Annotated in this window: 8 protein-coding genes; 5 read left to right on the plus strand and 3 right to left on the minus strand. The window is 41.2% G+C overall.

What is annotated here, in order from left to right; genetic code table 11:
• Window positions 1–167: 167 nt before the first annotated feature.
• Window positions 168–1,355 (minus strand): formimidoylglutamase, encoded by a 1,188-nt coding sequence (locus DTA23_RS13800; protein WP_070561385.1) that lies wholly within the window; start codon window positions 1,353–1,355, stop codon window positions 168–170.
• 191 nt (window positions 1,356–1,546) lie between these two features.
• On the opposite strand from DTA23_RS13800, the gene DTA23_RS13805 reads away from it, so the two are divergent.
• The 5 genes from DTA23_RS13805 (at window position 1,547) to DTA23_RS13825 (ending at window position 9,675) form a co-directional block, all read left to right on the plus strand.
• Window positions 1,547–2,518 (plus strand): NAD-dependent epimerase/dehydratase family protein, encoded by a 972-nt coding sequence (locus tag DTA23_RS13805; protein ID WP_070561387.1) that lies wholly within the window; start codon window positions 1,547–1,549, stop codon window positions 2,516–2,518.
• 104 nt (window positions 2,519–2,622) lie between these two features.
• Window positions 2,623–3,915: an HAD-IB family phosphatase gene (locus DTA23_RS13810; protein WP_070561389.1), complete on the plus strand. Its 1,293-nt coding sequence runs from the start codon at window positions 2,623–2,625 to the stop codon at window positions 3,913–3,915.
• A gap of 137 nt (window positions 3,916–4,052) precedes the next feature.
• Window positions 4,053–4,637 carry a hypothetical protein gene (locus DTA23_RS13815; RefSeq protein ID WP_112375069.1) on the plus strand — a complete coding sequence of 195 codons (585 nt, stop codon included), beginning with the start codon at window positions 4,053–4,055 and terminating at the stop codon, window positions 4,635–4,637.
• A 292-nt stretch (window positions 4,638–4,929) separates the two neighbouring features.
• The gene (gene mfd, locus DTA23_RS13820) at window positions 4,930–8,265 is read left to right on the plus strand and encodes a transcription-repair coupling factor (RefSeq protein ID WP_112375070.1); all 3,336 of its coding nucleotides are present in this window, start codon (window positions 4,930–4,932) and stop codon (window positions 8,263–8,265) included.
• 219 nt (window positions 8,266–8,484) lie between these two features.
• Window positions 8,485–9,675 (plus strand): trans-sulfuration enzyme family protein, encoded by a 1,191-nt coding sequence (locus tag DTA23_RS13825; protein ID WP_112375071.1) that lies wholly within the window; start codon window positions 8,485–8,487, stop codon window positions 9,673–9,675.
• A 91-nt stretch (window positions 9,676–9,766) separates the two neighbouring features.
• Here the strand turns inward: DTA23_RS13825 and galK are convergent, their stop codons facing one another.
• Window positions 9,767–10,918 carry a galactokinase gene (gene galK, locus DTA23_RS13830; protein ID WP_112375072.1) on the minus strand — a complete coding sequence of 384 codons (1,152 nt, stop codon included), beginning with the start codon at window positions 10,916–10,918 and terminating at the stop codon, window positions 9,767–9,769.
• 1 nt (window position 10,919) lies between these two features.
• A complete protein-coding gene (locus DTA23_RS13835; protein ID WP_112375073.1) occupies window positions 10,920–11,969 on the minus strand; it encodes a UDP-glucose--hexose-1-phosphate uridylyltransferase in 1,050 nt (349 codons plus the stop codon).
• Between the last annotated feature and the right edge of the window lie 59 nt (window positions 11,970–12,028).

Here is a 12,028-nt window from a genome sequence, read left to right on the forward strand (position 1 = left end):
CATTGCATTTAATTAAACCTATAACATCTCAAACTTAATGGATCTGCACGACTAAAAACACTTATAAAAAGTCTGTAGTCAGTTGGCAAGCTGTTGTCAATTTACAAGGTGCATCATCCGCTTCGCCATCGAAGCAGAATCAGAGCAATGTACCGTTCAACGAAGCTTTATTGCAATTTTTGGTGTGTTTTCCACCATAGATCGGGCATTTCACCTGAGACAGCCAATTGATAGTCTTCATAACGGCAAGGCACGAGGTAATAGCGTTCGTTGACTGATTTAGATCCAAAATAAGGCACTTGAATCCACCAGCGGTCTGATTTTTTACTTTTCACAAAGACCAATTCATGCTCCTCGTTTTCCAGTGTGGTGCGATAAATGATATAAGATGATTTGGGATACAACGGCGTATCTTGTTTCCGATTATAATAACCATCAATAAAGCACCAAATCATTTGCGAGACCAACATAGCCGTCTGTTCCATTGGATCAAATGTTGGATTGAATTCATAAAAACCGATGGAAGAACATTTATCCGACATCCCCGCATAGCGGGCAAGTTGACAAGCTTCATCGCCAAATAAACCATTTGGCATTGCATTGGCATTTCCAGGCGCCTCAGAGGCCCGAATGGCTCCTATGTCAAAACTAATCAAATCCGCTGCTCGGATCAAAGGCTCTGATTGGTCCATTTTACCCGCAATCATACCGACTCGTGTTGCATTAAAAAATAGTTTATCATACATATGGATAGACTCTTTACTGACGAGGTAAGTTTGATAAGCTATGGCATTTAAATTGAATAAATAGTCAGGCTGATGCAAAATAATATGGTTCACATAAGATCGGGAATTCAGGCTTACATTTTCGGCGTTCTCCTCATCAAGGTCAAACCGAGCATCTATAATCGCTAGCTCGATCTTTCGTTCTAAATTTTGATACCCCAAATATTGTGCATAGGTAAGGTCCTGTCCACCGCCAATGATAATCGGAAGAATATTCTCTTTGACCAGTTCCTCCACGACAGATTTTAAAGCGATATAGGTATCTTGAATCGTATTACCTGCTTTGATATTTCCCAAATCAACGATATTCATCGTATAATCGCCCTGATATAGTGCATAAAGATGTTTTCGAACAGCATCCGGCGCTTTATCCGTTCCATTATTATTGATGGATGCACGATCTTCCTCCACACCGACAATAGCCAACTGAGGCTGTTTATCCGTTTCCCAGCTCGGAAAATCTGTTTCATAGGCTTGAATAACGTTTCCTAGTTGAGAACTCAAGAACCCATGCTCAGGAGCAAAACCTGTAATTGAAATCGGGCTAAAGAATACGGACAGTGATGACATAAGCTATAATTTGTAAAATCTCCTATTTGTTCTGAAAGCGACTGTTTTAATTGGACTGAAAGAATCTACCTTGGCTTTCATGGTATTTGATACACGCGAAAGCATGAAGGTTTTTTCAGGATGCAATTCACACAAATATCCATTTATTAACTAACTTTTGAAAACATTATTTTTAACAGTATCTTTATCAAGTGATATTAATAACTGGAGGAACAGGTTTTTTAGGGTCTACACTAATCAGACAGTTGATAGACCAAGGAATTGACGTCATAGCCATCAAAAGAGCTCAATCGACTATTCCGGCCTCGTTGTTATCTTCTTCGTTGGTGCAATGGATCGACGCTGATATCAACAATTATTTTGAATTAGAAGATGCTCTTGAAGGCGTTACTAAAGTGTTCCATTGTGCAGCATTGGTTTCCTACCAAAAGAAAGATGCTAAAGCGCTTTTTAAAGTGAATGTGGAAGGAACGACAAATGTGGTCAATCTTTGCCTTGAAAAGGGCATTCGCTTACTCCATGTCAGCTCAATCGCAGCTTTAGGGACAAATAGAGACAACCTGCCGGTATCCGAGAAAGACCACTGGGAGCACAATGCACTAACATCCAACTATTCGTTATCAAAGTATCAGGCGGAGATGGAGGTATGGCGTGGCATTACCGAGGGTCTAAATGCAGTTATTGTCAACCCCGCCGTAATTTTAGGTGCTTCGGCCAACGACAAAGGCTCTGGAGCTATTTTTTCAATGATCAATAAAGGGCTACGATTTTACCCAAAAGGAAGTGTTGGTGTTGTTGATGTAGAGGATGTTGCCGCGATCATGATTCAATTGATGGAGCGAGACGATATTACTGCTGAACGCTATATCATTAATCATCTCAATATAAGCAACAAGGATCTGTTGAGCGTTGCAAGTGTATTAATGAACAAGCCAGAACCGACAATCGAAGTTTCCGAGACCTTACTCCAAATTGCCTCTACTGTTTCCAGCATGCTTTCCGTATTTAAAAAATCGGATTCAACATTGACAAAAGAAACTGCGGCGGCTTCAAGTGCCAAATTGCAGTATTCCAACGCTAAAATCCAGGGGCTCCTAAACCACAGTTATCGGCCTTTGGAACAAACGCTGAAGGAAATTGCAGATTTATATAACAAACAATAAAACGATAACATAACAAACAACCGAACCTTGAAACCATCGGCACCTACCGATATCGGAGATTAGCATTCAGCACTCTCACGATCGTTTCATAAAAAAATAACAAGATGAAAAACTATTACATCATTGATTTTGATAGTACATTTACACAAGTAGAGGCACTTGATGAACTTGCACGAATCTCTCTTGAGAACCATCCGGATCGCGAATCTATCTATCACGAAATTGAGCGGTACACCAATCTTGCCATGGAGGGTAAACTATCTTTCCGTGAGGCTTTGGCTGGTCGCGTAAAACTATTAAATGCCAATAAATCTCATCTGGATAAACTTGTTTCACATCTTAAGAAAAAAGTTTCAACCTCTTTTTCCCGAAATCGTGAATTTTTCAAGAAACACGCCGACACCGCATGGATCGTTTCAGGAGGTTTTAAGGAGTTTATTACACCTGTTGTTACACCGTATCATATCAAGACCGAAAATATCTATGCCAATACATTCAGATTTGATGAAGACGGTAATATTATCGGTTTTGACGAAGAGAATCCATTATCAAATGAAGGTGGAAAAGTGCAATTATTAAAACAATTAAATATTGAAGGAAGACTGTTTGGCATTGGTGACGGTTATTCAGATTTTCAACTGAAGGAATCGGGATTAATTGAAAAATTCTTTGCATTCACAGAGAATATCCAACGTAAAAGTGTCACTGAGAAAGCAGACTTTATCACACCTAGTTTTGATGAGTTCTTATATGTAAATGATCTGCCCCGTGCCATCTCTTATCCTAAAAATCGTATCCTTTGTTTGATCGTGGGAGATGTACCAGAAATAGCGGCTCATATCTTAAAAAGAGACGGTTTTTCTATCCGCACAAAAGATACATTCGAAGAAAAGTATGTAAAGGATGTAGGGATGCTGCTCTTGGGCGACAATATCGACATCAGTGATGAACAGCTTCAACAGGCCGACAAATTAAAAACAATCGGATATTTGGGCGATATCAAAGGGCATATCAATAAGGATATCTGCAATGCAAAAGGTATTGTCGTTTTCGACGACAAGAAAAATAAAAAGAAAAATTCAGAGTTTATTCCGCGTCGAATGGCCGATTTTATCAACAATGGTGATACTTATTTAAGTCGCAACTTCCCAAATCTAATTTTACCAAAAGTAAAACAGGTCACAAGATTGCTGCATATCCACCAAAATGTTCCCGGAATTATGGCTCAGATTAATAAGGTCTATGCCCAAAATAACATCAATATCGTTGCACAATTTCTAATGACCAAAAGTGACATTGGCTATGCGGTAACCGATATACAAGGTGAATATGATAAAGATCTATTGAAACAACTCAAACAGATCGACAATACAATTAAGTTCAGAATATTGTATTAATAGCAAGCGACGGTAAATGTGGGGCAGCTATTGCGTACATAAACTCCGGCTGATGAAACGAGCAATTTATTCGGGCACACTGACAGCGTGCCTGAATTTTCGCTCAATAACTCTCTTTACACTAAAACACACAGATTATGTCCTTACATCAAGATGCCGAACTAAAGAAAGCTGTCCTTGACCTACCCCAAAAGGAAAAAGACAAACTCCTCGTACGCCTGATAAGCAAGGACAAAATGCTGATCAAGCAATTGCATTTCCAATTATTGGAGAATGCGGAGGATTTAGAGGAACGTATTGAAAAACTACGAAAGCAGCTGCAACAATTGTTCGATAGTGGTTTGAGTCAAATTGGTAATACGCCACAACACAGTAATTTTATTGCGCTTAACAAGCTTATCAAAAAAGCAAGCGGTTTAGTGAATGAGCACGAAAAAGTCACGAAGGATAAAATCAGTGAAGTAGAATTCAGATGCTATATCCTAAAGAGAGCCATCGCTGATTACGACAGGCTTTTCGCCTCCTCCTATCAGTCTGCTGCCCATAAATTACATAAATATATAACAGGGCGTATCAAGCATGCGGTGGGCAAATACAGTAAACTTCATGAAGACTTTCAATTTGACTATCGGGAAGATTTTCAAAATACACTGGATGCTTTTGGTAATACAACACTTAAAAGCTATATTAGTGAACAGAAGATTGACCTCGACCTAAATTAGTTATGAGAAACAGCAAAAATCGCGTTAAAATTGGATCCTTTCATGTTACAGCTTATGAGCAATATAAATTAATTTACCTGGCCACCTTATTGGTGTTGCTCGTTTTTGCCTATACTTTTTACCTCGCGAAATAAGCCCCTGCACAGATTCATCTATTATAGCTTTTGAGCTTCACAAAGTCATCTCCTTCTTAACGAGCAAGTCAGCTATTTTTTTACCAAAAAATTTAGTACTTCATACCCGATACTTGATACTATTTCGTTAAATTCGCACTTATTCGAAATTTTTGCTCGTGGGAATTCAAGAAATATTAGAAAAATACAGCCAAAGCGAAACTGTTCAGTCGCTTACCAAGGCTTTACAATCCAAAAACCCCAAGATTCAGTTGAAAGGGCTTATTGGTTCTTCGGATGCATTCATAGCCGTATCTTCTTACAACTTACAGGAACGTCCAATGGTCTTTATCTTACCGACTCATGAAGACGCTTCTTATTTTTTAAGTGACCTGGAAAGCCTGTTGGATAAGCAGGTTCTTTTTTTCCCTTCGTCTTATCGCAAAACATTTGATTTTACGCAAACGGACTCCGCCAATGTATTGCAACGTGCGGAGACATTAAGTTCGCTCAATCATACGTCGGAATTACCGAAAATGGTTGTTACTTATCCAGAGGCTATCGCGGAGAAAGTGATCAACCGCAACGACCTGGATAAAAACACCTTAGAAATAACAGAAAACACGGCGCTAAGTATTGATTTCATCAACGAATTTTTGATCGAATATGATTTCGAACGTGTCGACTTTGTGTATGAACCAGGACAATTTGCGATACGCGGTGGCATTGTAGATATCTTTTCTTTTTCGAATGACCTCCCATACCGTATTGAATTCTTTGGCGACGACATCGAAAGCATACGTACATTTGACATTGAATCGCAGCTGTCTGTCAAAAAAATCCACAAAGTAACCATTGTACCAAATGTTCAAGCGAAGTTCCTGACATCCCAACACATTTCTTTATTGGAATATGTAGATCAGGACGCTACAATCTGGATCAAAGACGCTCAATTTACGTTAGATATTGTGAAAGATGGGTTAAAGAAAGCGGAAAAATTATGGGCGGGGTTAACCGATAAGCAGAAAAAGGATAATCCGGAATGGCATAATCCAGCCTATGAATTTACAGACGAGAAAAACCTCAATGCGTTATTTTTTGAGTTTCCCATCATCGAATTCGGCAAACAGTTCTTTTATAAAGCTGAAGCCACGTTCAAGTTCGATATACATCCCCAACCTTCATTCAATAAAGATTTTAATCTCTTAATCCATAATTTCAAAGAGAATGAGAGCCAGCGAATTCAGAATCTGATCTTTTCAGATTCGACCAAACAGGTCGAACGCATCTATACGATTCTGGAAGATCTCGATAAATCAGCCACCTTCATTCCGATTCATAAAGCGTTACGCGAAGGTTTTAGAGACGACAGTTTAAAGTTAGCCTGTTACACGGATCACCAGATATTTGACCGTTATTATAAATATAAACGTAAGAAGGCTTACGAGCGCTCACAGGCAATTACGCTCAAAGATCTACGAGATCTTAAACCGGGCGATTTCATTACACACATTGACCATGGTGTCGGCCGCTACGGAGGTTTGGAGAAAGTAGATGTCAACGGTAAGTCTCAGGAAATGATCCGCTTGATCTATGCGGACAATGATCTTTTGTATGTGAACATCAACTCTTTAAACCGTATTTCCAAATATTCCGGTAAGGAGGGAACTGTTCCCAAAATGAATAAATTGGGTACCGACGCCTGGGACAAACTCAAGAAGACGACCAAGAAAAAAGTCAAGGATATTGCGCGCGACTTGATCATGCTTTATGCCAAACGAAAGGCACAGCATGGAAATGCGTTCTCACCGGATAGCTACCTACAGAATGAGCTGGAGGCCTCCTTTATTTATGAAGATACACCCGATCAGGAAAAGGCTACTGCCGATGTGAAAAAAGATATGGAATCGCCACATCCGATGGACCGATTGATCTGTGGGGATGTAGGCTTCGGAAAAACGGAGGTTGCCATCCGTGCAGCCTTCAAAGCTGTAGCAGACAGTAAACAAGTTGCTGTCCTGGTACCGACGACTATCCTGGCATTACAGCATTACCGGACATTTTCGGAGCGTCTAAAGGGTCTTCCGTGCACGATCGACTATATCAACCGTTTCAAGACGAGCAAACAGATCAAAGATACCTTAGCCAGGCTCGCTGAAGGAAAAATAGACATTATCATTGGTACACACCGCCTTGTTAGCAAAGATGTCAAATTCAAAGATCTCGGCCTGATGATTATCGATGAGGAACAAAAGTTTGGGGTCTCGGTCAAGGAAAAATTGAAAGTCATGCGTGCGAATGTAGACTCGCTAACATTGACAGCAACGCCAATTCCAAGAACATTGCACTTTTCATTGATGGGGGCCCGCGATCTGAGTATCATCTCGACTCCACCACCCAACCGGCAGCCCGTACAGACCGAACTCCACGTTTTCAATGAAACACTAATCGGAGAGGCCGTCAGTTACGAACTTGATCGTGGCGGGCAGGTATTCTTTATCCACAATCGTGTTGCAGATCTACCGCAGCTGGGCAATTTGATCCGCAAGCTGGTTCCTGGAGCACGGGTCGGTGTTGCACACGGCCAACTGGAGGGTGATGAGCTCGAGGATGTGATGCTTAAGTTTATCAATCACGATTTTGATGTCTTAATTGCAACAACGATTATTGAAGCGGGTCTTGATATCCCAAATGCGAATACGATCATTATCAATCACGCCCATATGTTTGGCCTGAGCGACCTGCACCAAATGCGGGGTCGGGTGGGCCGCTCCAATAAGAAAGCTTTTTGTTATCTACTGAGTCCGCCATTGTCGACCTTAACACCGGAAGCCTATAAACGACTTTCTGCAATAGAAGAGTTTTCGGAACTGGGCTCTGGATTTAATGTTGCCATGCGCGATTTAGATATACGTGGCTCGGGAAATCTCTTGGGAGGCGAGCAATCGGGCTTTATTGCCGAGATCGGTTTCGAAATGTATCATAAAATCTTAGACGAAGCTATTCAGGAACTAAAAGAGGACGAGTTTTCGGCAGTATTCGCGGATGAGAAAGAACGAAAATATGTGTCCTTTACGCAGATTGACACTGACCTTGAGGTATTGATCCCTGATGAATATGTAACCAATATTACAGAACGGTATAATCTGTATACTGAACTCTCCAAATTGGAAAACGAGCAGCAATTGGCAGCCTTTGAAAAAGAACTTGAAGATCGCTTTGGCCCTATCCCACGCGAAGTCTTTGAATTATTCAATACACTCCGTTTACAGTGGTTTGGGAAGACGATCGGGTTTGAAAAAATAGCGTATAAAAAGCATACATTGAAAGGTTATTTTGTCAATAACCCCAAATCCAGCTACTTTGAATCAGATCAATTCGGCCGTGTGCTGTCCTTTGTACAAAGCCATCCCGAGATCAGCAACCTCAAAGAAGTCAAAGGCCAGCTTCGTTTAGCGTTAAACAATGTGAATACCATTGGGTATGCGTTGAGCCTGCTGAAAGAAATGTTGTAAGACGTATTAATGTTGTAAGCCATATTGATGCACCCGATATAAATAAAATCTACATATTGAGTAGATTTTATTTATATTTGAGATACAAGATAAACCGTCTTCGCGCTATTAGCACCAACAATGCTTTCAAACGAGCGAAGGGTTCCTTACGATCAAAGATTCGACAAGATCGAATTATAGACTCTTAAGGCAATACAAGCATCAATCAACATTATTAGTATGACTACCAATACCGAAACGATACTCGTCCATGAAGGACAGCAATTCAACCAGACATCTGCAGTAACTACGCCAATCTATCAGACATCCACCTACATTGCAGATCCTGATCCAACGGAATACATCAAAGCTGCTACCGAACCGAAACACCCTTATTTTTACCATCGTCATGGCAACCCGACGAATAGCCAAGTAGCCTCCATCCTAGCAAAATTGGAAAAAACGGAGGATGCACTGGTCTTTGCAACAGGTATGGCAGCGATCAGCACGGCCATATTGGCCATCGTTAAATCAGGGGATCACATTATCGCCCAACATGCACATTATTCCGGAACAGCTATTTTCTTTAAAGAGTTCTTAACAGATTACGGCATCACGGTTACCGCCGTAGACCAGACCGACGTTTCAGCGTTTGGCGAAGCTATTCAGGCAAATACCAAGCTGATTTATATAGAGACTCCATCGAACCCTAATCTCCATATCACAGACCTAAAAGCGATCGGGGAACTCGCTAAACAACATGGGATTCAGAGCATGGTCGATAATACATTCGCCTCCCCTATCAATCAAACACCGACAGATTTTGGAATAGACGTCGTTGTCCACAGTGCCACGAAATACTTAGGTGGACATAGTGACCTCACTGCTGGTATCGTCTGCGGTACGCAGGACTATATCGCCAGCGTATGGAAACGATCCGTCGCTTTGGGCGCATCACTCGCACCGCTTGATTCCTGGTTATTATTACGGGGGTTAAAAACATTAAGTCTACGCGTCAAACAGATCAATACAAATGCGCTAAAACTAGCCGAGTTTCTGGATCAACATCCAAAAATCAATAAAGTCAGTTATCCTGGATTACCCAATCATCCACAACATGAGCTCGCAGCCCAACAAATGAGTGGATTTTCGGGTATGATTTGCATCGATATCAATGGTAAAGATGAAGAGGATGCATTTTTAAATGCACAGAAACTCATCAATGGACTGCACATATTTATTAACGCGGCCAGTTTGGGGGGTGTCGAATCGCTTATTGTACACCCTGCGAGTATGTGGGGAGGTCACCATACGAAGGAACAGAAAGAAGCTTCGGGAATCACGCTAGGGATGTTGCGTATCTCTGTTGGTATCGAACATGCCGATGATCTCATCGCCGACTTAAAACAGGCATTGGATCAGCTTGACTAGGACTTATGTGGTAAGTCCTTATCAAAAAAGGCAAAAAAAGAAGGGGAATAGCACGTGAATGTTATTCCCCTTACTGCACACCTATTTTTTATTAAAGTACGCGGGTACCATCGGCAATCCTGACCTGAATGACCGAAAGTTCTTTATCAAATTTCTCTTTGTATTCTTTTTCAAGTGTTGGCAAAATTGAAGGTAGTACGCCTTCTTTTACGATATTGATTGTACATCCACCGAAACCGCCACCCATCATTCGGGCACCGATCACCTCAGGAAACTGCTTGACGTAATCCACTAGATAATCCAGTTCCGGACAACTGACTTCATACACTTTACTTAATCCCTCATGGCTCTGAAAAATATACTGTCCAAGCTGAACAACATCTCCCGAGCGTAGTGCATCACAGGATTTCTCTACGCGTTCATTCTCACGAACCACAAAGCTTGCTTTCGCATAGATATCGGCATCTTTATCTTTCACCAATTCATCAAGCATCGCTATGGTTACATCGCGCAAGTTCTTTACAGCGGGGTACTTCTCCTGCACCCATGCAGAAGCTTGTTCACATTGTTCACGACGTGTATTGTAAGCTGTGGAAGCTAATGAATGCTTTACGTTTGTATTCAATAATACAACTTCATAACCCTTAAGATCAAGTGGAACATACGCGAAACCCAAGGTGCGGCAATCCAGTTTGATGACATTTTTTTCTTTACCAAAGGCTGAAGCAAACTGATCCATGATACCACACATCACACCAGCATACGTATGTTCGGCCTTTTGAGCAATCTGTGGAATATCGAGTCGTTCGACCTGCAAATCGAACAGTTCGCTGAGTGCTAAGGTAACGGCACATTCAACGGCTGCTGAAGACGATAATCCAGCACCCAGTGGCACATCACCATCAATATACAGGTTGAAGCCACCTAGTGTTGCCCCACGTTTCAAGTACTGGTCAACAACACCCAAAATATAGTTTGGCCAATGTTTCTCAGAAATAGCAATAGCCGCTAGCTTGACCTCATGACGTTCCTTGTAGTCTTCCGCGTAAAGCACAATGTTATCATCCGATCGCTTGCTTACAGCAACATATATTGCTTTGTCAATTGCAGCAGGCAACACAAATCCATCGTTATAATCCGTATGTTCTCCAATGATATTAATCCGGCCGGGTGAAGTAACGACAAGAGGTTCTTCTTGGTAGAGTTCTTTAAATTTATTTACAATTGTATCTTTTGTTATCATCTTATTTAGCTTTATAATGTACTGTCGAACAATTTCGCAACTGTTCTGCGGCAACCTCCGGTGTGATATCACGTTGTGGATTCGCTAGCATTTCATAACCAACCATAAACTTTTTAACGGTAGCAGAACGTAACAGTGGTGGATAGAAGTGCATATGCCAGTGCCATTCCGGGTGGTCACCGTCATTTACTGGGGACTGATGCATTCCTGCAGAATAGGGGAAGGATGTTTTGAAGAGATTGTCATAACGCGTCGTCAGCAACTTGAGGATAGCGGCAAAATCCGACTTTTCCTTCTCGTCAAAGCCGGCAATGTTTTGGATAGATCGTTTGCTCACAATCATCGTTTCGTAAGGCCAGGCGGCCCAGAAAGGGACTAGCGAAACAAAAGAATCATTTTCGTCAATAATGCGCTCTTCTTTTCTCAACTCCGCTTTAACATAATCTGACAGGATGGTACGTTGATATTTATTGAAATAGTGCTGTTGCTGAACGCATTCTTTCTGGATTTCTACAGGCAAATGATTTTGTGACCAGATCTGCCCGTGGGGATGCGGATTACTACAGCCCATAATCGCACCTTTATTTTCGAAAATCTGAATGTATTTGATCCAGTCAACCTTCGAAAGTTCGACAAACTCTTTTTGCCAAAGATCGACCACCGATTTGATTGCAGCCTGATCCATTTCGGGTAGTGTAAGATCGTGCCGCGGGGTGAATGCAATTACTTTACAGATTCCTTTTTCGGTTTCGGCGATAAATAATTCATCTTCATTAAATTCCTGCTGGCTTGTATCTTTTAATAAAGCTGAGAAATCGTTCACAAAGACAAAACTTTCTTTATAATCTGGATTGATATCACCATCTGCTCGTTTATTTGTCGGACACAAATAGCATTGGGGATCATATTCCGGTCTATTATCCCCGGGAAGATCTTCTACTTGCCCTTGCCATGGTCTTTTACTACGATGCGGAGACACAAGTACTTTTTCCCCGGTAAGAATATTAACACGTGTGTGGGGAGAGTCCCCAAAGTTTAAAGTTGATTGCATGTTATGTATAACTGGTGTACAGAATACACAATTATAGCTATATTAACTCAAAAGTCAAA

The organism is Sphingobacterium multivorum, from assembly GCF_900457465.1.
GTDB lineage: Bacteria > Bacteroidota > Bacteroidia > Sphingobacteriales > Sphingobacteriaceae > Sphingobacterium > Sphingobacterium multivorum.

Coding starts and splice junctions, on each gene's coding strand:
- DTA23_RS13835 (WP_112375073.1), bottom strand. CDS start 11,969: ATGCAATCAACTTTAAACTTTGGGGACTCTCCCCACACACGTGTTAAT.
- DTA23_RS13825 (WP_112375071.1), top strand. CDS start 8,485: ATGACTACCAATACCGAAACGATACTCGTCCATGAAGGACAGCAATTC.
- DTA23_RS13815 (WP_112375069.1), top strand. CDS start 4,053: ATGTCCTTACATCAAGATGCCGAACTAAAGAAAGCTGTCCTTGACCTA.
- galK (WP_112375072.1), bottom strand. CDS start 10,918: ATGATAACAAAAGATACAATTGTAAATAAATTTAAAGAACTCTACCAA.
- DTA23_RS13810 (WP_070561389.1), top strand. CDS start 2,623: ATGAAAAACTATTACATCATTGATTTTGATAGTACATTTACACAAGTA.
- DTA23_RS13800 (WP_070561385.1), bottom strand. CDS start 1,355: ATGTCATCACTGTCCGTATTCTTTAGCCCGATTTCAATTACAGGTTTT.